22 protein-coding genes are annotated in these 25,138 nt (G+C 72.9%); 9 read left to right on the top strand and 13 right to left on the bottom strand.

The genetic code is table 11. From position 1 onward, the window contains the following. Positions 1–93: 93 nt before the first annotated feature. The 8 genes from D581_RS0125100 to D581_RS0125065 all read left to right on the top strand — a co-directional run bounded on the left by D581_RS0125100 (position 94) and on the right by D581_RS0125065 (position 10,381). Positions 94–411: a PAAR domain-containing protein gene (locus D581_RS0125100; protein WP_018959944.1), complete on the top strand. Its 318-nt coding sequence runs from the start codon at positions 94–96 to the stop codon at positions 409–411. Next, positions 408–857, top strand: a complete 450-nt coding sequence (locus tag D581_RS0125095) for a GPW/gp25 family protein (protein ID WP_018959943.1) — start codon at positions 408–410, stop codon at positions 855–857. The genes D581_RS0125100 and D581_RS0125095 overlap by 4 nt, the downstream gene beginning before the upstream one ends. Next, a complete protein-coding gene (locus D581_RS0125090; RefSeq protein WP_018959942.1) occupies positions 857–2,818 on the top strand; it encodes a putative baseplate assembly protein in 1,962 nt (653 codons plus the stop codon). Before D581_RS0125095 ends, D581_RS0125090 begins: the two co-directional genes overlap by 1 nt. Continuing rightward, positions 2,815–3,390, top strand: coding sequence for a phage tail protein I (locus D581_RS0125085; RefSeq protein ID WP_018959941.1), 576 nt, complete (start codon positions 2,815–2,817; stop codon positions 3,388–3,390). Before D581_RS0125090 ends, D581_RS0125085 begins: the two co-directional genes overlap by 4 nt. Before the next feature lie 4 nt (positions 3,391–3,394). Then, positions 3,395–4,864, top strand: coding sequence for a zinc ribbon domain-containing protein (locus tag D581_RS1000000141695; protein ID WP_199787836.1), 1,470 nt, complete (start codon positions 3,395–3,397; stop codon positions 4,862–4,864). A 581-nt stretch (positions 4,865–5,445) separates the two neighbouring features. After that, positions 5,446–6,312: a terpene synthase family protein gene (locus D581_RS0125075; RefSeq protein ID WP_018959939.1), complete on the top strand. Its 867-nt coding sequence runs from the start codon at positions 5,446–5,448 to the stop codon at positions 6,310–6,312. Positions 6,313–6,569: 257 nt separating this feature from the next. Further along, positions 6,570–8,864: a peptidoglycan recognition protein family protein gene (locus tag D581_RS0125070; RefSeq protein WP_026290891.1), complete on the top strand. Its 2,295-nt coding sequence runs from the start codon at positions 6,570–6,572 to the stop codon at positions 8,862–8,864. Between the two features lie 41 nt (positions 8,865–8,905). Then, positions 8,906–10,381 (top strand): carboxylesterase family protein, encoded by a 1,476-nt coding sequence (locus tag D581_RS0125065; protein WP_026290890.1) that lies wholly within the window; start codon positions 8,906–8,908, stop codon positions 10,379–10,381. Between the two features lie 36 nt (positions 10,382–10,417). Here the strand turns inward: D581_RS0125065 and D581_RS0125060 are convergent, their stop codons facing one another. The 8 genes from D581_RS0125060 to D581_RS0125025 form a co-directional block, all read right to left on the bottom strand. Continuing rightward, positions 10,418–11,074, bottom strand: coding sequence for a TetR family transcriptional regulator (locus D581_RS0125060; RefSeq protein ID WP_018959936.1), 657 nt, complete (start codon positions 11,072–11,074; stop codon positions 10,418–10,420). A gap of 93 nt (positions 11,075–11,167) precedes the next feature. Then, the gene (locus D581_RS0125055) at positions 11,168–12,238 is read right to left on the bottom strand and encodes a CopD family protein (protein ID WP_018959935.1); all 1,071 of its coding nucleotides are present in this window, start codon (positions 12,236–12,238) and stop codon (positions 11,168–11,170) included. Positions 12,239–12,394: 156 nt separating this feature from the next. Further along, on the bottom strand, positions 12,395–12,610 hold the full coding sequence (locus D581_RS0125050; RefSeq protein ID WP_007457219.1) for an EF-hand domain-containing protein: 216 nt from the start codon (positions 12,608–12,610) through the stop codon (positions 12,395–12,397). Between the two features lie 39 nt (positions 12,611–12,649). After that, a complete protein-coding gene (locus tag D581_RS0125045) occupies positions 12,650–13,531 on the bottom strand; it encodes a polysaccharide deacetylase family protein (RefSeq protein WP_026290889.1) in 882 nt (293 codons plus the stop codon). A 398-nt stretch (positions 13,532–13,929) separates the two neighbouring features. Continuing rightward, positions 13,930–14,445, bottom strand: coding sequence for an ATP-binding protein (locus tag D581_RS0125040; RefSeq protein ID WP_026290888.1), 516 nt, complete (start codon positions 14,443–14,445; stop codon positions 13,930–13,932). 274 nt (positions 14,446–14,719) lie between these two features. Beyond that, the gene (locus D581_RS0125035) at positions 14,720–15,487 is read right to left on the bottom strand and encodes an enoyl-CoA hydratase-related protein (protein WP_026290887.1); all 768 of its coding nucleotides are present in this window, start codon (positions 15,485–15,487) and stop codon (positions 14,720–14,722) included. 295 nt (positions 15,488–15,782) lie between these two features. Then, complete coding sequence (locus tag D581_RS0125030) at positions 15,783–17,030, bottom strand: L,D-transpeptidase (protein ID WP_018959931.1); 1,248 nt, start codon at positions 17,028–17,030, stop codon at positions 15,783–15,785. A 251-nt stretch (positions 17,031–17,281) separates the two neighbouring features. After that, positions 17,282–18,523 (bottom strand): L,D-transpeptidase, encoded by a 1,242-nt coding sequence (locus tag D581_RS0125025; protein ID WP_018959930.1) that lies wholly within the window; start codon positions 18,521–18,523, stop codon positions 17,282–17,284. A 152-nt stretch (positions 18,524–18,675) separates the two neighbouring features. Between D581_RS0125025 and glgX the strand changes: the two genes are divergently transcribed. Then, a complete protein-coding gene (gene glgX, locus D581_RS0125020; RefSeq protein ID WP_026290886.1) occupies positions 18,676–20,934 on the top strand; it encodes a glycogen debranching protein GlgX in 2,259 nt (752 codons plus the stop codon). Between the two features lie 16 nt (positions 20,935–20,950). Here the strand turns inward: glgX and D581_RS0125015 are convergent, their stop codons facing one another. From D581_RS0125015 to D581_RS0124995, 5 genes are all read right to left on the bottom strand, one after another. Beyond that, on the bottom strand, positions 20,951–21,604 hold the full coding sequence (locus D581_RS0125015) for a response regulator transcription factor (RefSeq protein WP_018959928.1): 654 nt from the start codon (positions 21,602–21,604) through the stop codon (positions 20,951–20,953). Beyond that, on the bottom strand, positions 21,601–22,950 hold the full coding sequence (locus D581_RS01000000137675; RefSeq protein ID WP_018959927.1) for a sensor histidine kinase: 1,350 nt from the start codon (positions 22,948–22,950) through the stop codon (positions 21,601–21,603). Before D581_RS01000000137675 ends, D581_RS0125015 begins: the two co-directional genes overlap by 4 nt. A gap of 14 nt (positions 22,951–22,964) precedes the next feature. Continuing rightward, complete coding sequence (locus D581_RS0125005; protein ID WP_018959926.1) at positions 22,965–23,765, bottom strand: ABC transporter permease; 801 nt, start codon at positions 23,763–23,765, stop codon at positions 22,965–22,967. Between the two features lies 1 nt (position 23,766). Beyond that, the gene (locus D581_RS0125000) at positions 23,767–24,684 is read right to left on the bottom strand and encodes an ABC transporter ATP-binding protein (protein WP_026290885.1); all 918 of its coding nucleotides are present in this window, start codon (positions 24,682–24,684) and stop codon (positions 23,767–23,769) included. Between the two features lie 175 nt (positions 24,685–24,859). Next, positions 24,860–25,138 (bottom strand): hypothetical protein (locus D581_RS0124995; RefSeq protein WP_486585881.1); only part of this gene is annotated, 279 nt, incomplete at its 5' end.

Below are 25,138 nucleotides of genomic sequence, written 5' to 3'. Positions count from 1 at the left end.
ACCGGCCGTCCGTCCATCCGTCCGCCACGAACCCCTACCGTCCCGACGTCCGATTGCCCCGCAGTCCCTTTCACCGCTAGGAGAACCCCGGCCATGCCCCCCGCAGCCCGCACGGGCGACAGCACCGCCCACGGCGGTCTCATCGGCACCCCGCCCCCGGGTGCGGTGGCCGTGGCCACCGTGTTCATCGGCGGCCGGCCGGCGGCCGTCACCGGGAGCCTCCATGTGTGCGTCATCCCCCCGCACGCCCTGCTCGGGCCGGGCAACGTGATCATGCCCAACCCGGCCGGCGCGCTCACCGGTCAGGTGCTCATCGGCGGGCTGCCCGCCGCCCGGATGATGGATAAGACCAGCTGCGGCGCGCCCATCATCAGCGGTGCGCCGAACGTCCTGATCGGGGGCCCGATGTGAGCGGCGGCGGATTCATCGGGCGCGGCTGGGGCTTCCCGCTGCGGGTCGGGCCGACGGGCGGGATCGCGCTGGTCGAGCGGGACCGCGAGATCGAGGAGGCGATCCGCCTGGTCCTCGGCACCGCGCCGGGCGAGCGGCCGATGCGCCCGGAGTTCGGCTGCGGCATCCACGACTACGTCTTCGCGCCCGGCGACGGGGCGACGGCCGGGCGGATCGCGCAGGAGGTCCGCACCTCGCTGGAGCGGTGGGAGCCGCGCATCGAGGTGACGGACGTGGTGATCGCGTTCGACGCCATCGAGGACGGCACGCTCTACATCGACGTGCACTACACCGTGCGGGCCACCAACGACCTGCGCAACCTCGTCTTTCCCTTCTACACGATCCCGTCGTCGGAAGGCTCTGCCGAGAGCTCGTCCGGGGCCGCTCGGGAAGCGGGAGTTCGCTGATGCCCCTGCCTTCGCCCAATCTGGACGACCGGCGCTTCCAGCAGCTCGTCGACGAGGCCAAACGGTACGTCCAGCAGCGCTCCCCCGAGTGGACCGACCACAACGTGTCGGACCCCGGAGTCACGCTGATCGAGACGTTCGCCTACCTGGTCGACCAGTTGCTGTACCGGCTGAACCGGGTGCCGGACAAGAACTACGCGGCCTTCCTCGACCTGCTGGGCGTGACCCTGTTCCCGCCGGCCGTGGCGCGGGCCGAGATCGACTTCTGGCTGTCCGCGCCGCAGCCGGAGACCGTGCACCTCCTCGCGGGCACCGAGGTCGCCACCGCGCGGGGGGAGGCCGAGGAGCCGGTGGTGTTCTCCACCTCCGACGACCTGCCGATCGTGCCGAGTTCGCTGGTCCGGCTGGTCACCGCACCGGTGTCCGGCGAACAGACGGACCGGACGGGACCGCTCGGGGCGGGCAAGGACATCCCGTGCTTCCAGGCCCGGCCCGAACCCGGCGACGCCCTGCTGTTCGGCCTGCCGACGGCCGTGCCCCGGTGCATCGTCGCCGTCCGCCTCGACAGCCGGGTGGAGGGCGTGGGCGTGGACCCGCGTCAGCCGCCGCTGGTGTGGGAGGCGTGGGACGGAGCCCGCTGGGTGACGTGTGCGACCGGCACCGACAGCACCGGCGGGCTGAACAGGCCCGGCGAGGTCATCGTGTTCGTCCCGGCCGGGCACACCCCCTCCGTCGTGGCGGGGACCCGGGCGGGGTGGCTGCGCTGCCGGGTCACCGCCCCGGAGCCGGGCCAGCCGTTCTACTCGGAGTCGCCGACGATCCGGGAGGCCGAGGTGTTCACGGTCGGCGGCACGGCGGCGGCCGAGCACGCGGAGACCGTCCTCGACGTGCCCCTCGGGGTGTCCGAGGGCGTCGCCGGGCAGCGGTTCTCGGTGGGCCGGGCGCCGCTGCTGCTGGACGGGGAGCCGCCGGTCGTCCAGGTGTCGACGGACGAGGGCTGGCAGGTGTGGACCCCGGTCGAGCACTTCGGCGCGTCCGGCCCCGGTGACCGGCACGTGCGGATCGACGCCGTCGCCGGGGAGTTCGCGTTCCCGCCGGAGGTGCGGGAGCCGGACGGCACGATGCGCGCGTACGGCGCGGTGCCGGAGAAGGGCGCCCAGCTCCGCGTCCCGCGCTACCGGACCGGCGGTGGCGCGGCGGGCAACGTCGCCCGGGGTGCGATCTCCGTGCTGCGCAGTTCGGTGCCGTACGTCGCGGGCGTGCACAACCGTGAGGCGGCGACCGGCGGCGTCGACGGGGAGACCGTGGAGAACGCGAAGGTCCGCGCGCCCAACATCCTGCGGGTGCAGGAGCGGGCGGTGACGGCCGAGGACTACGAGGTCATCGCCCGGGAGGCCGCGCCGTCGCTGCGCCGGGTGCGGTGTCTGCCGGCCGTGGCGGGCGAGGCCGGTGCGGTACGGGTGCTGGTGGTGCCCGACGCGACCCCCGACGAGGACGGCCGGCTGCGGTTCGAGCAGCTGATCCCCTCGGACCCGGTGCTCGCGGCGGTCACCGAGCGGCTCGACGAGCGGCGTCTTGTCGGCACCCGGCTGCTCGTGGAACCCCCCGCCTACCAGGGCGTCACGGTCGTCGCCCGGCTGGTGGCCGCGCCCGGCGATGTGGACCGGGTCCGGGTGGAGGCGCTGGAGGCGCTGTTTCGGCACATCGACCCGTTGCGGGGCGGGGCGGACGGCCAGGGGTGGCCGTTCGGCAGGCCCGTGCAGTACGGGGAGGTCTTCGCCGTGCTCCAGCGTGTGGAGGGGGCCGGTCTGGTGGAGGACGTCCGGCTCTTCCCGGCGGACCCGATCACCGGGCGGCGCGGGGCGGCGGTGGACCATGTCGACGTGGCGCCGGGGGCGTTGGTCTTCTCGCACCAGCACCAGGTGGTGGTCACCGCGAACGGGGCCGGTGAGGGCGTATGACGCGGGCCGCGATACCCGGGCTGCCCAGCCGGTACCCGATCGGCGAACTGCTGCCCGCCCTGTACGCGGACGACGACCTGGCCCAGCGGTTCACGGCGGGCCTGGACACGGTGCTGGCCCCGGTCCTGTCCACCCTGGACAACCTGCCCGCCTACTTCGACCCGTCGCTGGCCCCGGCCGACTTCCTGCCCTGGCTGGCTTCCTGGGTGGGCGTCGAGGCCGATCCGGCGTGGCCGGTCGAGCTGCGCCGGGCGGTCGTCGCCCGCGCCGTGGAGCTGCACCGGTGGCGCGGCACGCGGCGGGGTCTCGTCGAGCGGCTGCGGCTCTGCTGCGGGGTGCACGCGGATGTCCGGGACGGCGGGGGCGCCTCCTGGTCGGCCGAGCCGGGCGCGGCTCTCCCGCCGCCGCCCACCGGTGAACTGCTCGTCCGGGTCTGGCCGGTGCGCGAGGGTGTCGCGGTGGACGCCCGCCGCGTCCTGGACGTCGCCACCGCCTCGTGCCCCGTCCACCTCACCTGCCGGGTGGAGGTCCTGCCGGGCCCGCCCGGCGAGCCCGAACAGACAGGAAGCTGACGTGATGCGTTCGTGCCCGGCGTGCGGTACGGCCAACGGCGAGAGTGACGACTTCTGCGGCAACTGCGGCGGATACCTGGGCTGGTCCTCGCAGCCGGCGCGGCCGAAGCGAGCGGCGGCTCCGGAACCGGACCCTGAGCCGGAACCGAAGCCGAAGCCGAAGCCGGAGCCGGCTGGTGCTGCGGCGGCTGCGGCTGCGGCTGCGGCTGCGGCTGCGGAAGCGGAAGCGGAAGCGGAAGCGGCGGAGGCGGAGGCCCGCCCCGGCCCCGCGCCGATCCCGGCCACGACCCCTACCCCGGCCGGGCCGACGCCGCCGCCGCCCGCAACGGACCCGGGCCCGCCCTCCCCCTCGCCCGCCCCCGACGCCCCGGAGCGGCCCGAACGGCCGCCGCGCCCCGAACCGGCGCCCTCGGAACGCCCCGAGGCGCCCGCGCGCCCCGCCCCCGCGCGCCCCGAACAACCGCCGGCGCCACCCCGGTCCGCTCCCGCGCCAGGGCCTCCCGCGACGCCTCCGGCTCCCGCGCCCACCCCCGTACCGCCGCAGCCCGCCACGCCCCCGGCGAACCCCGTTCCGGCGACTCCCCGCGTGCCTCCGGTCCGGCCAGCCCCCGCCCCCGTACGTCCCGGAATCCCGGCATCCGCACCGGTCGCCGCCCCGGCTTCCAGGAGCACGCCCGATGGGGACGGGGAAGACGAACCCATCGGGGCGGTGCGGCCGGCCAAGCCCGTGGCCCGGCGGCCCGTCGTGCGGCCGGTGGAGGCGGACGAGACGCCGGACGGGCCGCCCTGCCCGGCCTGCGGCACGCCGAACCTGCCGGGGCGGCAGTTCTGCCGGCGGTGCGCCGCTCCGCTCCGGACCCGGGAACAGCCCGCCGCCCTGCCGTGGTGGCGCACCGTGTGGCCGTTCCGCCGCCGGGTACGCGGCGGTTCGGGCCGGGCGCTGCGGCGGACGCTGCTGGTCCTCGTCGTGGCCGGACTGCTGGTGGCGGGCTTCCTGTTCTTCCCGCTCGGGCGCTACGTCTACGAGGACGTCCGGGACAAGCTCGGCGGCACACGGGAGATCAGCCCCACCGGGGTGACCGCCAGCGCCTCGGCTCCCGGTCACCCGGCGAGCGCGGCGATCGACACCCTGACGAACAAGTACTGGGGCGCCCCCGCGCTCGGCGCGTCGCTGACCGCCTCGTTCCGGACGCCGTTCCGGCTGGTCGGCGTCGTGGTGTACACCGGTGTGTCGAAGGAGCCGCAGGAGTTCCGGCGGGGCGCGCGGCCGACCCGGGCGGAGCTGATCGTCACCACGAAGGACGACAAGGTGCACAAGAAGACGGTGACCCTCAACGACAAGCCCGGCAAGCAGGAGACACGGATGGGCATCAGCGACGTCGTCTCCGTGGAGCTGGTGCTGCGGGAGGCCGCCGGCCAGGGCGAGGGACGGCCGATCGCGGTCGGCGAGGTCGAGTTCTTCAAGCGCATCTGAGCAGGCGCGCCCGGGCCGGAAGCAGGCGCGCCCCGACCCGGAATCCATCACTCCGCCCATCGCATGACACTCCCGGTCCCACTCCCGACACGGCCGCACCGAGGACCCCGCGAGGTCATCAACTACCCAGTAGCGATCAGAGAGTTATTGACGATCAAACATTTTCGGTCACAAATGGCTTCCCTCCGCACCCCCACCCGGGGTTGACTGGGCATCACCCATGGTGACGCGCCCGCCCATCGGCTCGCCGCCCCTGCCCCGACGCCCCGGGCTCCCGGCGGAGGAAGGAAGCCTGCAATGGCACTCCGACCTCGCATGTCGCCCCGCCGCCCGGCCGCCGGGCTCGCGGCAGCCGCCTCCGGGCAGGCCCGTCCCCTGCCCGATCACCCGGAATGCGTCGTTCACATCGTCCGCCCGCATTCATCAGTCGAGGGGCTGCAATGAGCCATATCACGTTACCGGCGTTTCACATGCCGTTCCAGAGTGCTGGATGCCATCCAGGCCTGGTGGAAACCCGCGAGGCAGCCTGGGAATGGGCCGAATCCGAAGGTCTCCACCTGTCCCTGCCGGCCCGGAAGAAAATGATCCGGACGCGCCCGGAACTATGGATTTCGCTCATTTTCCCGCAGGCCACACAGGAACATCTCGACCTCTTCTGTCAATGGCTCTTCTGGGCCTTCCTCGTGGACGACGAGTTCGACGACGGCCCGGCCGGACGCGATCCGCTGATGTGCGAGACGGCGATCACCCGCCTGGTGGACGTCCTCGACGGGGCCGCGCCGAGCGGGCCGATGGAGCGGGCGCTCGCCGGGCTGCGGGACCGCACCTGCCGTGGCCGGTCGCCGCAGTGGAACCGGCAGTTCCGGCGGGATACGGCCGCCTGGCTGTGGACGTACTACGCCGAGGCCGTCGAGCGCGCGGCCGGGCAGGTGCCGAGCCGGGCAGAATTCGCCAAACACCGGCGGGATTCGGTCGCCATGCAGCCCTTTCTCTGCCTGCACGAGATCACCGCCGGAATCGACCTCCCGGATTCCGCCCGGAGTCTGCCCGCGTATATCGCCCTGCGGAACGCGGTCACCGATCATTCCGGTCTCTGCAACGACATCTGTTCCTTCGAGAAGGAAGCCGCTCTCGGGTACGAGCACAACGCCGTACGGCTGATTCAGCGCGACCGGGGCTGCACCCTCCAGGAAGCGGTCGACGAGGCCGGTGTCCAACTGGCCCGGATCGCCGAGCGGGTGCAGCGGGCGGAAAGGGAACTGACCGAGGAAATCGAGGCGGCGGGCATCGGCGGCCCGACCCGGGCGGCTCTGGAGCGCTGTGTCCAGGACTACCGGGGACTCGTGCGGGGCGACTTCGACTACCACGCGCGCGCCGAGCGCTACACCCGCCCGGATCTGGTGGAACGGGACGAACGGGACTCGCTGTCCCAGCACTTCGCCGCCTGAGCGCCCCGGCCCGCGACGACCGCCTCCGCCCCGCCGGACGGCCCGGACGTCTCCCGCCGGACGGGGCCCGGACGTCTCCCGCCGGACGGCGGCGGGGCGGGGCGGGGCGCGGTTCGACCGCATGGAAGACTGAGGCCCGCAAGCATGTCCCGGGTCGCCCCACCGGCCGGGCCGACGGAGACGCCGTGCCCCCGGTCAGCGACTGACCGGCCGGAATGCCCTGCCTTCCAGCCAGCGTCGTCCCCGGGGAATCACACGTGAGAGCACAGCGAAGAATCTGGACCACGGCCGCCGTCACGACGGCGGCCGTGGCGGGCGTCCTGGTCTTCCAGGGCGTGACCGGCAGCTCCGACGCCGACCGCGACGGGCGGGCGGCGGACGCCAAGTCCGCCCCGGTGAAGTCCGATGTGCACAGGACCGCGCTGAAGACCTCGCCCGACGGCGGCTCGGCGTCGCTCGCGCGGCGCGACGCCGAACCGTTCAGTCTGCTCGGCGTCACCTGGACCGATCCCGCCGCCCGGGTGACCGGGACCGTCGAGGCCCGTACCCGCTCCGCCGCCACCGGCGAATGGACCGGCTGGCTGCCCCTGGACACCGAGATCGACGGCCGCACCGAGACCGGCCGGTCCGGCGTCCGCGGCACCACCGAACCCCGCTGGGTCGGCCCCTCCAACGGCGTCGAGGTCCGCGTCCGCGCCGGTGACGGCGCCCGGGCCGGACTGCCCGACGGGCTGCGGCTCGACACGGTCGACCCGGGCGGCGACACCACCTCGCTCGCCGCCGAACCGGCCGCGTTCAGCGTCGAGGAGACCCCCTCCGAGGAGCCCACGCCCGGCGAGGAGCCTCCGGTCACCCCGCCCACGGAGGAGCCGGTCGAGGAGCCCACGGACGCGCCTTCGCCCACCCCGACCACCCAGACGCCGGCGCCGCCGAGCCCCACGCCGAGCCCGAGCACCGAGCCCCCGACGCCGTCCGCTTCGCCGACGCCGCCCCCCGGCTCCCCGTCCCCGACGCTCCCGCCCGTCCCGCCGTCCACCGTTCCCCAGCCGCCGATCGTCTCCCGGGCGGCCTGGAAGGCCGACGAGTCGCTCAGCACCGAGGCGCCCGACTACCTGGACCGGGTCAAGGCCGTCTTCGTCCACCACACGGCGCAGACGAACGCGTACTCCTGCGCCGACTCTGCGGCCATCGTGCGCGGTCTGCACACGTACCACGTGAAGTCGAACGGCTGGAAGGACCTCGGCTACAACTTCATCGTCGACAAGTGCGGCACGGTCTTCGAGGGCCGCAAGGGCGGTGTGGACCGGCCCGTCATGGGAGCCCACACCTACGGGTTCAACCGGGACACCACCGGTATCGCCGTGATCGGCATGTACACCGACACCAAGGCCGCCGCCGCCGCGACCACCTCCGTCGCCCGCGTCGCCGCGTGGAAGCTCGGCCAGTACCAGGGCGACCCGGCCGGTTCCGTCCAGCTCACCGCGGGGGCGAACGGCAAGAACATGGCCCACAAGAACTTCGTCGCCGACCGGCAGTACGCCTTCCCCCGGATCTCCGGGCACCGGGACGGGTTCGCCACCGAGTGCCCCGGACTCTCCCTCTACCAACAGCTCCCGGCCATCCGTTCCCTGGCCGCCGGACCCGTCACCGGTCTCACCATCTCCTCGGTGACCGGGGCGAGCGCCTCCGGCTCCACGTACTACACCCGGTCGAAGATCACCGTCGGCTGGAAGGCGGCCACTCCCTCCTCCTTCGTCAAGGGATACGAGCTGCTCGTCGACGGAAAGCCGGTGGCCTCGGTCAAGGGCAACGTCACCTCTGCGACGGCCACCCTCGCCGCCGGCAAGCACTTCGTGCAGGTCCGGGCCGTCCACCAGTCGGGGAAGACCTCCCTGTCGCCGGTCGCGACCGTGGTCGCCGACATCGCACCGCCGGTCTTCTCCACCAAGCCGGCCCTCACCCTGCGCACCGGCACGGTGAACGCCACCTCGGTCCCGCTCACCCTGAAGTGGAAGGCCACCGACGCCGCCTCCCTCAAGGAGGTCCGGCTGACCGCCCCCGTCGCGAAGACGTACGGCCCGACCACGAGCAGCGCCTCGCACACCGCGAAGCCCGCCAGGGCCACCGCCTGGAAGCTGACGGCATACGACCGGGCGGGCAACACGGCCGCCGCCTCGGTCTCCGGCACCCCGGTGATCCTCAAGGAGTCCGCCGCCAAGAAGGGCGGCAAGTGGACCACGAAGTCCTCCGGCAGCTACCTGGGCGGCAAGTCGTACTCCAGCAGCGCCAAGGGCGCGAGTCTGACCTGGACGTTCACCGGCCGGTCGGCCGCCTGGGTGGTGTCGCGGGCCGCCACTTCGGGGCAGGCATACGTCTACGTCGACGGGAAGAAGGCCGCCACGGTGGACCTGAAGTCCTCGGCCACCAAGTACCGGCAGGCGATCTGGACGAAGTCCTGGTCCTCCAGTGCCAAGCACACGGTCAAGATCGTGGTCGTCGGCACGAAGGGCCGCCCGACGCTGACCACGGACGGGTTGGTCTACCTGAGGTAGCCGCCCGGACCACCGCACCGCGAGAGGGGTGGGCACGCATCATGTCCGACAGCGTGGCGGGGACTCCCCCGCAGGTGAGGACCGTGCACGGCACCGTGCGCGGTGCGGTGGAGCGGGGCGTCGCGGTCTTCCGCGGCATCCCGTACGCGGCTCCGCCGGTGGGCGCGCGCAGGTTCCGCGCGCCCGGTCCCCCCGAACCGTGGACGGGGGTGCGCGAGACCGTGGCGTACGGTCCGACGGCCCCGAAGCGGCCCTACGCCCCGCCGCTGGACCGGCTGCTGCCGGATCCGGCGGTGCCGGGCGACGACTGTCTGAACCTGAACGTGTGGACGCCGTCGCCGGAGCGGGGCACGGCCGGGCTGCCGGTGCTCGTGTGGATCCACGGGGGCTCGCTGCTGCACGGCTCCTCGGCGGTGCCGGTGTACGACGGATCCGCGTTCGCCCGGGACGGGGTGGTCCTCGTCTCGGCCAACTACCGCCTGGGCGTCGAGGGCTTCGGCGTCTTCCCGGACGCGCCCGCCAACCTGGGGCTCCTGGACCAGCTGGCCGCCCTGGAGTGGGTGCGCGACAACATCGCGGCGTTCGGCGGCGACCCGGACCGGGTGACGGTGGCCGGGGAGTCGGCGGGGGCGGTCGGCATCGCCGCCCTGCTGGCCTCGCCCCGGTCCGCGGGGCTGCTGCGGCGGGCGGTGCTCCAGAGCGGGGCGCCCGCCGCGCTGCCGCCCGCCGCAGCGCGCGGGACGACCGAGCGGATCGCGAAGCGGCTCGGGGTCCCCGCGACGGCCGCCGCGCTGGCCGCGGTGGACCCGGAGGCGCTGCTCACCGCGCAGACCGAGGTCACCGGCGGCGGGGACCCGCTGACCGGCCGCGACTCCTTCCAGCTGGTCGTGGACGGCGAACTGCTGCCGCACGACCCCGTGGCGGCACTGCACGCGGGCGCGTCCGCCGGGATCGACCTGCTGCTGGGGACGAACACCGAGGAGTACCGGCTCTGGTTCGTGCCCGGCGGGCTCACCGAGAGGATCAGCGCGCTGCGGCTCCGCCTCGCCCTGCTGAAGTTCAGGGTGCCGGGCGCCACGGCCCGCGTCTACCGCGCCAACCGCCCGGACGCCACCCCCGGTGAGATCCTCGGCGCGCTCGCGACGGACCGGCTGCTGCGGGTCCCGCTCAACCGGCTGGCCGACGCCCGGACGGACGCGCCGGGCGCCACGTACGTGTACGAGTTCGGCTGGCCCACCCCCGTACAGCGCCTCGGCGCCTGTCACGCGCTGGAGCTGGGCTTCGTCTTCGACACGCTCGCCCACCCCGACACGATGGCCCTGACCGGCCCGGACGCCCCGCAGGAGCTGGCGGACGCGATGCACCGGGCCTGGGTGGATTTCGCGACGGACGGGGACCCGGGGTGGCCGTCCTGGGACGCCCGGCGGCCCGTGACCGTCTTCGGCCCGGGCGCACCGGAGCTGGTCCTGGCCCCGCGCGACGACGAGTTGCGCGGCTGGCAGCCGTACGGGCGCTGAGGCCGCACGGAGGTCCCGTACGGATCGGGCGGGGGGTCAGCGCTGCCGCGCCGTGCCCGCGGGCGGTGCGCTCAGGCGCAGGCGGGTGAGGACGGCGGGGCGGGCGAGGCCGGGCATGATCAGGGCCCACATGGCGCTGACCTGCTGGTGCAGGGCGTCGCGCTCGTCGAGGGCGAGAGCCAGGAGCTGCACTCCGCTGTAGCAGCCGACGATGGTCCGGGACGCCTCCTCCGGGGTGACGTGGTCCTGGAGCTCGTCGGCGGCACGGGCGGATTCGAGGACGGCGGCCACGGCCCCGAGCGGGCCCGCGTAGCTCTCGGCGGTCAGGTAGGGGCCCGGTTCGATCGACAGGCGCACGGCGGCCCGCAGGACGGGGTCCTCCAGGATGCCGGCGGTGTAGAGGTGGCTGATGTCGATCAGCGCCTGGAGCCAGACCTTGGGCGCCGGGCCCTCATCCGCCCGCTCGGAAATCTGCCGGAAGAACGCGTGCTGGCGGTCCAGGATCGCGTTGCCGAGCTGTTCCTTGCCCTCGAAATGGTGGGAGAAGGCGCCGCGGGAGACTCCGGCCCGGCGCAGGATCTCCGGGGTCGACGCTCCGGCGTACCCGGCCCGGTCGATCACGACTCCGGCGGCCTCGACGAGCCGCCGGACCACCTGCTCCCCGCGGTCTCCGCTCTCCCCGTGCTCCTGCATCGCCGTGACGCCTCCCTCGGTCGTGTCCGACGCTACCCGGGGGCACAGCGACACGCTCCCGGTACGCGGCCGGATGTCAGGCATCCGTCCTTCTCAGGGCCGCAGGGAGATCCAGTGCGGGTCGGGGACCACGGTGAGGATCGCCGAGACCACCACGACCAGGCCCAGCACGGCCTGTTCCCGGCGGGCCAGCAGGTGGGCGACCGACGGGTCGGTGTCCCGGAGCATCCGCCGCCGGGCCGCCACCGCCAGCACGCTGACCACGGCCATCAGCGCCAGCTTGACCAGCAGGGTGCGCCCGTAGGCGGAGGTGAACACCACGTCCAGCGGCAGCCGGCGCAGGGTCGACGCCGTGCCGGTGGCGGCGAGGGCGACGTACAGCCAGATCGCCAGGCGCGCGTACCGGCCGAGCAGGGCACGGGCCGCGACGGGTGAGCCGCGCCAGAGCCACATGGTGCGCAGAACGTACAGCAGGCCGCCGGTCCACAGCGACGCGGCGGTCAGGTGGACGACGGTGAGGGCGGCGCCGAACTCGGGGCTGTACGCCTCCGGGTGGGCGCGCAGGGCCTCCGCGCCGATGACGAGGGCGAGCGGGGCGAGGGCGAGGGCCGGGCGCCGGCTCGCGGCGCAGAAGGCGGCGAGGAGCAGGCCGTTGGCGATGAGGAGGAGCAGTCCGCCCTCGCGGGTGCCGTAGGTCTCGGTGATCCCGAGATCGCTGACGGCGGCGAGGCGGACGATCTGCCCGGCCGCGGCGGCCGCCCCGGCGAGCGAGGCGTACACCGCCCAGCTCCGTACGGCGGTACGGGGGCGGCCCCGCACGGGCCGGATGAGCTGCGGGGCGATGAGCTCGCCGAGGTGGAGGGCGAGCGCGGCGAACAGGACGGTGCGGAGCACGGTGGTGAGCCCCGCGCCGGGTATCCGGAGCTCCCCGGTGCCGCGGGCCACGAGGCCGGGGCCGAGCAGGGCCACCAGGAGCGCGAGGGTGCCGGCGGCGCACAGCAGGAGAGGGGTGGTCCAGGAGCGTCCGGCCGGCCGGGCCGGCGGCCCCCCGGGTATCCCGTCGGCGAAGGGCGCGTCGTCCGTCCGCGCCGGTACGGCCGCCGCCGCGGGCGGGAGGCCGGGCCCGGTCGGCGCGGCCGGGTCGGCGGGGGGTCCGGAGAACATCACGGCCCGATCCTCGCCCGTGGACAAAGACACAGCAAGCCGCGCACGGTGGGTTGGACCGCCGGAAGGCGCCCGGAAAGGGCCGGAAGGGGGCTCTTCGGACGTGTCCGGCGGCGGCCGGGCCCCGGTGGACGCGGGACCGGCCGCCGCGGCGGATCAGGCCTTGTTCTGCGAGGCCCAGAACTCGTCGAAGGTGAGCAGGCCGTCGCCGTTGGCGTCGTGGGCGTTGATGATCGCCTGCGCCACCGTCTCGGTGACGAAGGGGTCGCCCAGCTGGGCCATCGCGCTCTTGTACTCGTTGGCCGTGATGAGCCCGTCGCCGTTTTTGTCGAACCGCTCGAATGCCGTCCGCGCCGACTCGATGTCCGCCACAGTTCCGCCCCTTCGTGATGCCGAATGTCAGGGGTCAGATTATCGGGCCGTCCGGGTGACCTCGGCGGCCGGTCGGCCCAGCAGCTCCGTGGCCGTCACCGCGCGCAGCCCGCGGCGGCCGATCTCGGCGAGAAGCAGCGGCAACGCGTCGACGGTGACCGGCCGGCCGAGGCTCAGCTCCACCACCGATCCGTTGCGCAGCTCCCCCGCGACCTTCCGGGTGACGGCGGCGACGCGGGTGGCCGCGTGGTCGAGCGACTCCACGTCGCAGCCGAGGACATGGGGGTAGCCGGCCCGCTGCGCGAGGCGCTGGAGGAGCGGGGAGGCGTACGCGGTGGGCGAGGGGCGGAACCAGGTGCCGATGGACCCGGTGAGCCGGCGCAGCCGCCGGGCGCAGGCGGTGATCTCCTCGTACGCGGCGCGCTCGTCCAGGGACGCGAGGTCGAGGTGGTGCTCGGTGTGGTTGCCGATCTCGTGGCCCCCGTCGAGGATCCGGCGGGCCAGGCCGGGGTGTTCGGCGAGCCAGGCGCCGACCGCGAGCACCGTGACGTGTGCGCCGGCCTGTTCGCACCGGGCGAGTGCGGCGTGGGCGAGGTCCGGGTCGCCGCGCCCGTCGAAGGTGAGGGCGACGCGGGGCCGGTCGCGGGGACCGTGCGCGATCCGGAAGGGCATGCCGGGGAAACGGTGCGGGGCGGGGGCGGCGGCCCGGGAGGCGGCGGGGCGCGGAGTCACGGTGGCGTCGGGGGCCGGGGTGCCGGAGGCGGCGGGGGCCGTGCCGGGAGGGCGCGTGATGGCGGCGGGCCCGGCGGCTCCGCCCGCCCCGTCGCTCCGGGCGCAGCCCGCGGTGAGGACGGCGGCCAGCGCCCCGGCCCCCGCTCCCAGGGCGTTCCGGCGGCCCATGGGGGCCCTGTGTCCATCCATGCCCGACCACCTCGCGTTCCACGGGTTCCCTCGGTTACCGGGACACAGTAGAGGCGCGATGGGCGAAATGAGCTGATTGAGCAATTCATCAGATGATCAATGAATCATTCAGGCCTCGCCATAAAGATGCATGGAATGCCAGGCGAGTGATCGAGCACACCTGCGATTCAACCGATGAATGCCCGTTTGTTCCATAAATATCTCGACAAGTCGCTTTGGCGCCGAGGTCGCCCGTCTGCCATAGTCGGAGCCACGACCCCCATCGACCCGGGCCCAGGTCGTCATGAGCGGCCGTGGACACACCCCCCATGCCACGGCCCCCGCCAGAAGCCCCCGCAGCGCCGCACCACGGCCGACCGGGGGCTTCTGCGTATCCGGAGCGACAGAGGTCCGCGCGGTCAGCGGTCGGAGATGCGCATCTCGAACCAGGTGGTCTTGCCGCGCGGCAGCAGATCCACACCCCAGCGGTCGGAGAGCTTGTCGACGAGGAAGAGCCCGCGGCCGCTGATGTCCGTCTCGCGCACCGGCATCAGACACGGCAGCCCGCGCGAGGGGTCGCGCACCTCGATGCGGATCCAGCCCCGGCGGCGGACCATCCGTAACCCGAAGACCCGGGCCCCGGTGTGGCGTACCGCGTTCCCCACGAGCTCGGAGACGAGGAGCACCGCGTACTCGGCGGTCTGGGGCGAGAGGCCCCACTGGCGGAGCACGACGCAGGAAGTGATGCGCCGGGCCGTCGCCGCCGACTCCGGGCGGGACGGCAGCCGAACCTCCCCCTCGGTCGGATTTCCGAACAACTCCAGCGCCTTGAACGCCTGTTCGTCATCCATGGTCGACGTCCAGCGTGCCGCGGTCGCGCTGCTGCGCGGTCGCGGCTGATCCACACCCTCCAGGCCCGCCATGCCCACCATCATGGCCGCACGCATCGCCCTCCGGGGCCGTTCCGGGGGAATCCGCACCCCGGAACAGCCCATGACACAGAAGGCACTTGGCATATGCCTCTGGCAGAACGATTCCCCGCACAGCCCCGCTGAGCTGCGACGACGCCCAGCCCGACGAGGAATGCCCGACCGAGGGCGACTCCGGGCCTTAAGGTTGCCTTAAGGCCCGGATAATCCGCTCTGACGGATGAACTCCCCGCGCGGGACCGCCCGACCCGACTACCGGGCCACCCGTTCTGACTACCGGTCAGCCGAACGTGGCCTTCCCCGGACCTTCCTCGACGAAGCTGCGCATGCCCCGCTCGCGGTCCTCGGTGGCGAACAGACCGGAGAACCAGTTCCGCTCGATCGTGAGCCCGGTGTCGATGTCCGTCTCCAGCCCGGCGTCGATCGACTCCTTGGCCGCGCGCAGCGCCAGCGCGGGCCCCTTGGCCAGCTTGGCGGCCCAGGCGTGCGCCTGCTCGTGGACCTCGGCGGCCGGGACCACCCGGTCGACCAGACCCAGCGTCAGGGCCTCCTCGGCCTTGACCATACGGCCGGTGAAGATGAGGTCCTTGGCCCGGGAGGGGCCGATCAGCCGGGCGAGGCGCTGGGTGCCGCCCGCACCCGGGATCAGGCCGAGGAGGATCTCCGGCTGGCCGAGCCTGGCGTTGTCCGCGGCGATCCGGAAGTCGGCGCAGAGCGCCAGTTCGCAGCCGCCGCCGAGCGCGTAGCCGGTGACGGCGGCGACGACCGGCTTGGGGATGCGGGCGACGGCGGTGAAGGCGTCCTGGAGGTCCTTGGACCTCAGGACCATCGCCGTGTGGTCCATCGCCTGCATCTCCTTGATGTCCGCGCCCGCCGCGAACACCTTCTCGCCGCCGTAGAGGATCACCGACCGCACGTCCTCGCGCCGGGTCGCCTCCTCGGCCAGCTCCCGCAGCCGGTCCTGGATCGCCACGTCCAGGGCGTTCATGGGCGGCCGGTCCAGGAGGATCGTGCCGACTCCGTCGCGTACTTCGAGGGTCACAGTCATGGAGGCAGGTTAGACCCCCCGGAAATTGGGGGGTGGGAGAAGGAGCGGGGCTGGGTGCGTGCAGCTGCAAGGCGGAGGATTGAGGCAGATGGGGTCTCCCCTGGTCGAGCGGAGCCGAGAGCTTGGGGAAGGAGCCATGGTGATTGACGACAACGCGGCAGATGCGCGTGCCCAGCCCCGCGACGCCGCCCCCCAATTTCCGGGGGGTCTCAACCACTGCTAACGCCGGCGGGCCCGGTGCCGTTGGTCACAGCACCAGGCCCGCTGGGTCGATCGGGGAACGGAAGGAGAAGTGCTACTTCTTCCACGCCTCCCAGTCCATGTTCCAGCCGTTGAGGCCGTTGTCGGGCTGGATGGTCTTGTCGTGGGAGTTCTTCACGATGACCACGTCGCCGATCAGCGACTTGTCGTAGAACCAGGCCGCGGGCGTCTGGTTGTCGTAGCCGCCCCGCACATCCCGGAGACCGACGCAGCCGTGGCTGGTGTTGCTGTTGCCGAAGATGGAGGACGCGCCCCAGTAGTTGCCGTGCAGGAAGGTGCCCGACGTGGACAGCCGCATGGCGTGCGGCACGTCCTTGATGTCGTACTCGCCGCCGAAGCCGACGGTGTCGCCGTTCATCCGGGTCACCTTGAGCTTCTCGCTGATGACCATCTGCCCGTTGTACGTGGTCGTCGCCGGGGCGCCCGCGGAGATCGGGATGTCCTTGATCTGCTTGCCGTCGCGGACCACCTTCATCCGCTTCGCGGTCGCGTCGACGGTGGAGACCTGGCTGCGGCCGATGGTGAACGACACCTTCTTGGCCTGCTTGCCGTAGACGCCCGGGCGGCCCTCGACACCGTCGAGGTTGAGGTCGACGGTCACCTTGGTGCCCGCCGCCCAGTACTTCTCCGGGCGGAAGTCGAGACGGTCGTTGCCGAACCAGTGGCCCTCGATCTCGACGGCCGGCTCGGCCGTCACCTTGATCGCCCGCTCCACCGCGTCGGGGTCGGTGATGCCCCGGGTGAAGTTGATGGAGACCGGCATGCCGACCCCGACGGTCGAGCCGTCCTCCGGCGTGTAGTGGCCGATGAAGGTGTTCGCCGGGACGAGCGTGGTGAAGGTGGTGTCCTTCGCCGACTCACGTCCCTCCGCGTCCTTCGCCACCGCGTGCACCGCGTACTTCGTGGCGGCGGCGAGGTGCCGTTCGGGCGTCCAGCTCGCGCCGTCGGCCGCGATCTCGCCCTCGATCTCGTTGCCCTTGGGGTCGGAGACCTTCACCGTGGCCAGCTTGCCCCGCGTGGCGCCGATCTTCAGCGCGCCGCTGGTCGCCACGGACTCCGCGCCGTCCTCGGGCGCGATGGTCACCACCGCCTGCGAGGCGGTCGTGTCCTCCTTCTTCGCGCTGCCCGCCGGCCCCTTCTTGTCCCCCGCGCCGGTGTCACCGCCGCCGCACGCCGTCACCAGCAACAGCAGCGCTCCCAGAACCAGGGCCAGAAGCCCCGGTCCGCCGCGCCGCTTCCCGCTCGCCCCGGCCGATGCCCCCGATATCGGCTGCCCGTTCACTGTGGTCGTCTCCCCTCGCAGGGCCCGGCTCCCGCCATGGCCCGCACCCCCGCGCGCCGAACATGCGCGCCGCCGCAAGATAATCACATCGCGAGCGGGGTGAACTCCCTCCGGAATGTCACCGTTCCGTACCAGTGGTCCGGGGAGTCGTGCAGGTGGCGCGGGGTGCCGCGGCGGAGCGGCGGGGTGCGGGCAACCGTGACGGGGGCCGGGGTCTCAGCACCGGGCAGAGTGCGACGGGGCCCGGGGGCTCAGCGCAGGGCCGAGCCGGCCTTCCACTTCTTCCAGCCGAGGTTCCAGCCGCTGAGCCCGTTGTCCGGGGCGACCTTCTTGTCCTTCGAGTTGACCACCTCGACCACGTCGCCGATCAGGGTCCGGTCGAAGAACCAGCCGCCGGGCGTGGCGCCGCTGCCGCCCTTGGCGTCACGCAGCCCGACGCAGCCGTGGCTGACGTTCTCCGCACCGAAGACGGAGTCGTCGGCCCAGTAGTTGCCGTGGAGGAAGGTGCCGGACTCGGTGAGCCGGATCGCGTGCGGCACGTCCTTGATGTCGTACTCGCCCCTGCCCTTCTTGTCCGTGAAGCCGACCGTGGCCCCGTTCATCCGGGTCACCTCGTGCATCTCGGTGACGACCATCTTCCCGTTGTACGTGGTCGTCTTCGGGGCCCCCGCGGTGATCGGGATCGTGTCCACGAGCTCTCCGTCCCGGCGCACCTCCATGGTCTTCTCCTCCGCGTCGACCCGGGAGACCTGGGAGCGGCCGACCGTGAAGACGACGGTCTTGTCCTGGCTGCCGTAGACCCCCGGGGCGCCCTCGACGTCGCGCAGCCCGATGTCGACGGTGACTTCAGTGCCGGGCTTCCAGTACGCCTTGGGGCGGAAGTCGAGCCGGTCCTTGCCGAACCAGTGGCCGGCGACCTCCACCACCGGATCGGACGTCACCCGGATGGCCTTCTCCACCGCGGCCCGGTCGGCGATCGGGCGGTTGAAGGAGAAGGAGACGATCATGCCGGTGCCGACGGTGGAACGGTTCTCCGGTTTGAAGTACCCGATGAAGCGGTGGTCGGGGACGAGCGTGGTGAACGTGGAGTGCCGGGCGGAGCGGCGGCCCGCCCCGTCCACGGCCACCGCGTCGATGCTGTACTTCGCGGCGAGGGCGAGCCGCCCCGCGGCGGGCTCCGGCTTCCAGGACCTCCCGTCGTCGGTGATGCGCCCGGCCACCGTCTGCTGCTGCGCGTCCTCGATCCGTCTGACCTGCACGCTCTCCAGCCGCCCGTCGGGGACCTTCACCTCGATGCGGGTCTTCTCGTCGACGTCCTCGGCGCCGTCCTCGGGGAAGACGCTGATCGCGTCGCCGGAGGATCGCCCCTTGCCGTTGAACACGGCCTCCCGGGCCTCGGTGCAGCCGGCCAGAAGGGCCAGCACGGTCAGCAGTCCTGCCCATGTCAGCACGGCGGCCGAGCCGGCCCGTGCGCTCTTCGCTGTCTGGTTCACGCTCCCCCCAACGACAAGGGCCGGTCGGGGGAAACGTGAGTGCGGGCCGTCCGGTGGGCAGAACAGAGGGGAGGACTACCCGAAGAGGCCGTGGCCGGGACGCCGCGCGCCACTCGTAGGTGCCCGTCCCACGAGCCGCGGGAGGCGACACGGTGTCCAGCGCAGCAGAGCAGGAGGCAGTACAGGACCCGGCAGCGGTGGCCGGCGCCGGTACGGGGATCGCGGAGGCCCACCGCGCCGACGCCGCCCGGGACGGCGCACCGTCCCCCGCCGTCTGGCCCGGGGCCCCGATGCCGCTGGGGGCCCGCTTCCGGGTCGGCCCGGACGGGGTGGCGGGGACCAACTTCGCGCTGTGGGCGGGCGGGGCGGAGGCGGTCGAGCTGTGCCTGTTCGACGAGCGGGGCGCGGAGACCCGCTGTCCGCTGACCGAGCTGACCCATGAGATCTGGCACGGCTTCGTCCCCGGGGTGCGGCCGGGTCAGCGTTACGGCTACCGGGTGCACGGCCGCTGGGACCCGTGGACGGGCGCCCGCTGGAACGCGGCGAAGCTGCTCCTGGACCCGTACGCCCGTGCGGTCGACGGGACCTTCGCCCTGCCGCCCGAGGTCTACGGGCACGTACGGGACTGGCCGGACCAGCACGTGGCCGACACCGTGCGGGACGACCGGGACTCGGCGCCCTTCGTGCCCAAGGGCGTGGTCGTCCGCGACGACGACGACTGGGTGGAGGACCGCCGCCCCAAGACCCCGTGGGCGGACTCCGTCATCTACGAGCTGCACGTGCGCGGCTTCACCAAACTGCACCCGGACATCCCGCCCGAGCTGCGCGGCACGTACGCGGGGCTCGCGCACCCGGCCGCGATCGAGCACCTGACGCGGCTCGGGGTGAGCGCCGTCGAGCTGCTGCCGGTCCACCAGTTCGCCCACGAGGACCATCTGCTGCGGCGCGGGCTGCGCAACCACTGGGGCTACAACTCCATCGGCTACTTCGCCCCGCACGCCGGCTACTCCGCCTCCGGGACGGCGGGCCAGCAGGTCGGCGAGTTCAAGCGGATGGTGCACGCGCTGCACGAGGCCGGGATCGAGGTGATCCTCGACGTCGTCTACAACCACACGGCGGAGGCGGGCGAGCTGGGCCCGATGCTGTCGCTGCGCGGCATCGACAACCGGGGCTACTACCGGCTGAGGGACGACCCGCGCCGCTACGCCGACTACACGGGCTGCGGCAACACCCTGCACGTGGTGCAGCCGCAGGTGCTGCGGCTCATCACCGACTCGCTGCGCTACTGGGTCACCGAGATGGGCGTCGACGGCTTCCGCTTCGATCTGGCGGCGGCGCTGGCCCGCTCGATGCACGACGTCGACATGCTCTCGCCGTTCCTCGCGGTGATCGCCCAGGACCCGGTGCTGCGCCGGGTCAAGCTCATCGCCGAACCGTGGGACGTCGGCAACGGCGGCTATCAGGTGGGGGCCTTCCCCCCTCTGTGGACCGAGTGGAACGACCGCTACCGCGACGCGGTGCGCGACTTCTGGCGCGGCGCGCTCCCCGACGTACGGGATCTCGGCTACCGGCTGACCGGCTCCAGCGATCTGTACGCCTGGGGCGGCCGCCGCCCGTACGCCTCGGTCAACTTCGTCACCGCGCACGACGGCTTCACCCTCCGCGACCTGGTCAGTTACGAGCAGAAGCACAACGAGGCCAACGGGGAGGGCAACCGGGACGGGACGAACGACAACCGGGCGTGGAACTGCGGGGCGGAGGGGGAGAGTGACGATCCGGGGATCAACGCGCTGCGCCGCCGTCAGCTCCGTAACCTGCTGACCACCCTGCTGCTCTCCACCGGGGTGCCGATGCTGGTGGCGGGCGACGAGATGGGCCGGACGCAGGGCGGCAACAACAACGCCTACTGCCAGGACAACGAGACCGGCTGGCTGGACTGGTCGCTCCTGGAGGACCCCGCGTGGCGGGAGCTGACCGAGCTGACGGCCCGGGTGCTGACGCTGCGCCGGACCCATCCGGTGCTGCGGCGCCGCGCGTTCTTCTCCGGCCGGGCGCAGGCCCCGGACGGGCTGCGGGACCTGGCGTGGTTCGCCCGGGACGGCCGGGAGATGACGGAGGGCGACTGGTACGCGCCAGCGGCCACGCTCGGGCTGTACCTCTCGGGCCGGGACATCCCGGGGCGGGACGCGCGGGGCGAACCGGTCACCGACGACAGTTTCCTGGCGGTCCTGCACGCGGGCGCGGAGCCGACGGTCTTCGCGCTGCCGGGAGCACCGTGGGCGGCCCGCTACGAACTGGTCCTGGACACCTCGCGGGAGGAACAGGCCGAGGCTCCCGGCACGGTCCTGGACGGCGGTGCGGAGATGGCGGTGCCGGCCCGTTCGGTACTGCTGCTGCGGGTGACGGCGTAGGAGGGAAGGGGCCGGGTCAGCCGAGGATGCCCCGGTCGTAGCCGACGGCGACGGCCGCGGCCCGGTCCTTGGCGCCCAGCTTGGCGAAGACATGGGTGAGGTGGGTCTTCACGGTCGCCTCGCTGATGAACAGTTCGGTGGCGATCTCCCGGTTGGTGGTGCCCCGCGCCACCAGGACCAGCACCTCGCGCTCGCGGGCCGACAGGGCGGCCCCGGCGGGATCGGCGGCGGGGGTGCGGACCCGGGTCATCAGCCGGGAGGCGACCGCGGGCGACAGGACGCTGCGCCCGTCGGCGGCGGCCCGGACGGCCGCGAACAGCTCCTCGCGCGGGGCGTCCTTGAGGAGGTAGCCCGTCGCGCCCGCCTCGATCGCGGGCAGGGTGTCGGAGTCGGTGTCGTACGTGGTCAGCACCAGGACCTTCGAGCGGGCGCCGCGCCGGGTCAGCTCCGCGATGGCCGCCACTCCCCCGCCGCCCGGCATCCGCAGGTCCATCAGGACGACGTCGGGGTCGAGGGCCTCGACGACCGCGAGGGCGTCCACGCCGTTCGCCGCCTCGCCGAGGACCTCGAATCCGGGAGCGGCGGCGAACATGCCCCGCAGCCCGTCCCGGACGACCGGGTGGTCGTCGACGACGACGAAACTGATGGTGCGGGCGGCGGTCTCGGTCATGACCGCACCGTACGGCGAGCCGGAGGTGTCTGGCCAGGGGCCGCCGCGGTGCTGTTCACGGGGTGCCTGACCAGGGGGACCCTGGCCGACACCGCCGTGCCGCCGCCCGGTTCCGACTCCACCTCGACCGCGCCCGCGATGCGCTCGGCGCGGGCCCGCATCCCGCCGAGGCCGAAGCCGCCGGCGCTGTCGGCCGGGGTGGCGGCGGCGGGGTCAAAGCCGCGCCCGTCGTCCCGTACGTCCAGGGTCAGTTCGTCGTCCATGAAGGACAGCGTCACCCCGACCCGGGAGGCCCCGGAGTGCCGCCCGGCGTTGGCGAGGGCCTCGCCCGCGATGCGCAGCAGGGTGGCGGCGATCTCGTCGTGGACCGGCTCCACGGTGCCGGTGACGGTGAAGTCAACCCGGACGCGGTGCTGTTCGGCCCAGTCGGCGACGGTCTTCTGCAGCGCTCCGGCCAGCTCGTCGTGCTCCAGGGCGACGGGGGCGAGGTTGTGCACGGAGCGGCGGGCCTCGCCGAGGCTGTGGCGGGCGAGCGCGGCGGCCCGCTCCAGGTGGACGCGGGCGGTCTCCGGATCGCGGTCCGTCAGGGAGGTGACGACCTGGAGCTGGGCGATGATCCCGGTGAGTCCCTGGGCGAGGGTGTCGTGGATCTCGGCGGCGAGCCGGCGCCGCTCGTCGTCGACCCCTGCCTCGCGGGCCTGGACGAGGAGTTGGGCGTGCAGGGCCGCGTTCTCCGACATGGCCTCCTCCAGCCGGAGGTTGGTGCGCTCCAGCTCGGCGATGGTCGCGGCCTGGACGCGGGCCTTCTCCTCCTCCCGCATCCCGACGTGCCAGAAGAAGAGGGCGAGGGTGGCGTTGACGATGTAGAGCACGCAGAAGGCGACCCAGTTCATCAACGAGGCGGGCGGCAGGCCTCCGCTCTGCGATCCGGCCAGGGTCACGGCGGTGGTGAGCAGCCCGACGCGGACGAAGCGCTTGGGCAGCAGGGGCTCGACGTCGAAGTAGCTGAGCGCCGCGTAGATCGCGAAGAACGGGTTGAGCCACGACAGGGCGAAGGCGAGGACGGTCCTCACGGCGTAGTAGGCCACCCCGGCCGGGGCGCCCGGAGCGGTACGCGGACGGGCCCGGCCCCACCAGCCCTGGAGCCCGTACGCCGCCACGACGAGGGCCCCGGCGACGTACATCTCGGTACGGGTCATGATCAGGTCGGCGGCGACGCCCCCGACGAGGGCGGACAGGGTGAGGACGGAGTAGGGACCGTACCGGTAGAACTGCTCCCAGCGGTCCTCGATGGTGCGGGGCCCGGTCGCCCCCGACGGGTACGAGGAGTGGGGCGGCATCGTCATTCCGGCAGTCTCCGTCACTGCCACCGGAAGAGTCGAGCGGCCGCGAGGCCCAGTGCCGCAGTCCACAGGGCGAGGACCAGGAGGTGGATCCAGCCCGGCCAGCTCCCGGACGCGGCCTGCTCCAGCGCCTGGGAGGCGGCCCCCAACGGGGTGATCTCCACGATGCGGCGCAGGGTGTCGGGCATCGTCTGGACGGGCAGCCACACCCCGGCGCTGAACATCATCACGAGGTAGGCGCCCGTGCCGAACGCGGTGGCCGCCTTCGTCGTCCGGGACAGGGCGCAGATCATGGAGCCCAGGGACAGTACGGCGGCGACGGCGAGCAGCAGCGCCAGCAGGTAGCCGGGGAGCTGTTCGGGCAGCGCGACCCCGTAGGCGATCCGGCCGACGACGGTGACGAGGAGCGCGGAGGCGAGGCAGGCCGCGCCGTGCAGCATGATCTGGGCACCGAGCAGGGCGGCGGGCCGCACCGGGGTGGCGGACATCCGGCGCAGGATTCCGCGCTCGCGGTAGGCGGTGAGGACCGGCGGCATCGCCTGGACCGCCGCCGTGATCATGGCGAGCAGGATCGCGATGGGGACGTACAGGTCGATGACGCGCCGTCCGCCGAGGTCGTCCTGCGTCTCCTTGAAGGCGGGGATGAAGCCGAGGATCACCAGAAGAACGGAGGGGAAGGCGAAGATCCAGAACAGATTGCCCGGTTCGCGGAGGAAGAGTCGGGTCTCGGCGATCAGGACGGCGGCCGCGGGACCGCGTCGCCGGGTGCCGCGGGGCCCGGGGGCGGTGGCCGGTGCGGTGGTGGTCTCGGTCGGCATGTCAGATGTCCTGTCCGGTGAGGTCGAGGAAGGCTTCGTCGAGGCTGGTCTCGGTGATCCGCAGCCGCTGGGCGGTGACGCCGAGTTCGGCGAGCAGGGCGACGAACGGGGTGACCGTCTCGTCGGTGCCGTGCAGCGTGAGCGCCCCCTCGCGGTCGGGCGGGGTCACGGTCTCGACGCCGGGGAGCGCGGTGAGCCGGGTGAGGTCGGGGCCGGTGAGCGCCCGGGAGGGCACGAAGGAGACGACGGTGGAGCCCGTGGCCCGCCGGATCAGCCCAGTCGGGGTGTCCAGGGCGACGACCTTGCCCCGGTCGATGACGGCGATCCGGTCGCAGAGGCGCTGGGCCTCCTCCATGAAGTGGGTGACGAGCAGGACGGTCACCCCGCCGTCGCGGATCTCCTCGATGAGCTTCCAGGTGTCGCGGCGGGCTCGTGGGTCGAGGCCGGTGGTCAGCTCGTCGAGCACGACGACCTTCGGGTTGCCGATCAGGGCGAGGGCGATGAACAGGCGCTGCTTCTGGCCGCCGGAGAGCTTGGCGAAGCGGGTGGTGAGCCGGTCCGCCAGGCCGAGCCGGTCCGCGAGCGGACGCCAGTCGGCCGGGGTCGGGTAGAACGCGCTGTACAGCTCCAGGGCCTCCCGTACGGTCAGTTTGGCCTGGAGCTCGCTCTCCTGGAGCTGGGCGCCGAGCAGCCGCGTGACCCGGTCGTGGTCGGCGACGGGGTCGAGCCCGGCGACCTTGATGGTGCCCGCGTCGGGGATGCGCAGGCCCTCCACACATTCGACGGTGGTGGTCTTGCCCGCCCCGTTGGGGCCGAGGATGCCGAAGATCTCCCCCTCCTCGACGGAGAAGGAGACGCCGTCGACCACGGCACGGCCCGCATAGGTCTTGCGTACCCCGTTGACTTCGATGATTGCCATGTCCACCAGGGTTCCGGCGGAGGGGCGCGGGCGGTATCCGCCGTCACGCTCGACGGCGCATCAGCCGATCGGTTGACCCGGCGTACGACCGGTTGACCCGGGGTACGACCGCCGCCGTCGGCAGAGGGTCCGGCCCGGCGGAAATTGGCAGGACCGATGATGCTCCTATTGGCTGTCAAGCGCCGGTGAGCCAGTCGCGGTAGGTGTTGGCGAGGTGGTCGTCACGGCGGATTCCTCGTTCGAGGGTGGAGATCGTGGCGGGCCAGACGCCGAAGTGGCGGGCCGCTGTGGTGAGGGTGATGTTCTTCGACTGTCGCAGGGGGCGCAGGTCGGCGATGTCTGGGATGGTGACCGTGGTGGTCAGGCAGCGGAACATCTCCCGGGCGATGGCCCGTTTCAGCAGCCGGATGGTCTCCTTCTTGGTGCGGCCGGCGGCAGTCTGCCGTGCCACGTA

It is taken from the genome of Streptomyces sp. CNB091 (assembly GCF_000377965.1).
Note: the sequence above shows the minus strand (reverse complement) of the source record. Positions and strands in the feature narration are given on the sequence as shown.

What these genes read in the sequence shown, in the direction of transcription:
- D581_RS0125100 (WP_018959944.1), top strand. Translation starts at nt 94, where the DNA reads ATGCCCCCCGCAGCCCGCACGGGCGACAGCACCGCCCACGGCGGTCTC.
- D581_RS0125090 (WP_018959942.1), top strand. Translation starts at nt 857, where the DNA reads ATGCCCCTGCCTTCGCCCAATCTGGACGACCGGCGCTTCCAGCAGCTC.
- D581_RS0125085 (WP_018959941.1), top strand. Translation starts at nt 2,815, where the DNA reads ATGACGCGGGCCGCGATACCCGGGCTGCCCAGCCGGTACCCGATCGGC.
- D581_RS1000000141695 (WP_199787836.1), top strand. Translation starts at nt 3,395, where the DNA reads ATGCGTTCGTGCCCGGCGTGCGGTACGGCCAACGGCGAGAGTGACGAC.
- D581_RS0125075 (WP_018959939.1), top strand. Translation starts at nt 5,446, where the DNA reads ATGATCCGGACGCGCCCGGAACTATGGATTTCGCTCATTTTCCCGCAG.
- D581_RS0125065 (WP_026290890.1), top strand. Translation starts at nt 8,906, where the DNA reads ATGTCCGACAGCGTGGCGGGGACTCCCCCGCAGGTGAGGACCGTGCAC.
- D581_RS0125060 (WP_018959936.1), bottom strand. Translation starts at nt 11,074, where the DNA reads ATGCAGGAGCACGGGGAGAGCGGAGACCGCGGGGAGCAGGTGGTCCGG.
- D581_RS0125055 (WP_018959935.1), bottom strand. Translation starts at nt 12,238, where the DNA reads ATGTTCTCCGGACCCCCCGCCGACCCGGCCGCGCCGACCGGGCCCGGC.
- D581_RS0125045 (WP_026290889.1), bottom strand. Translation starts at nt 13,531, where the DNA reads ATGGATGGACACAGGGCCCCCATGGGCCGCCGGAACGCCCTGGGAGCG.
- D581_RS0125040 (WP_026290888.1), bottom strand. Translation starts at nt 14,445, where the DNA reads ATGATGGTGGGCATGGCGGGCCTGGAGGGTGTGGATCAGCCGCGACCG.
- D581_RS0125035 (WP_026290887.1), bottom strand. Translation starts at nt 15,487, where the DNA reads ATGACTGTGACCCTCGAAGTACGCGACGGAGTCGGCACGATCCTCCTG.
- D581_RS0125015 (WP_018959928.1), bottom strand. Translation starts at nt 21,604, where the DNA reads ATGACCGAGACCGCCGCCCGCACCATCAGTTTCGTCGTCGTCGACGAC.
- D581_RS01000000137675 (WP_018959927.1), bottom strand. Translation starts at nt 22,950, where the DNA reads ATGACGATGCCGCCCCACTCCTCGTACCCGTCGGGGGCGACCGGGCCC.
- D581_RS0125005 (WP_018959926.1), bottom strand. Translation starts at nt 23,765, where the DNA reads ATGCCGACCGAGACCACCACCGCACCGGCCACCGCCCCCGGGCCCCGC.
- D581_RS0125000 (WP_026290885.1), bottom strand. Translation starts at nt 24,684, where the DNA reads ATGGCAATCATCGAAGTCAACGGGGTACGCAAGACCTATGCGGGCCGT.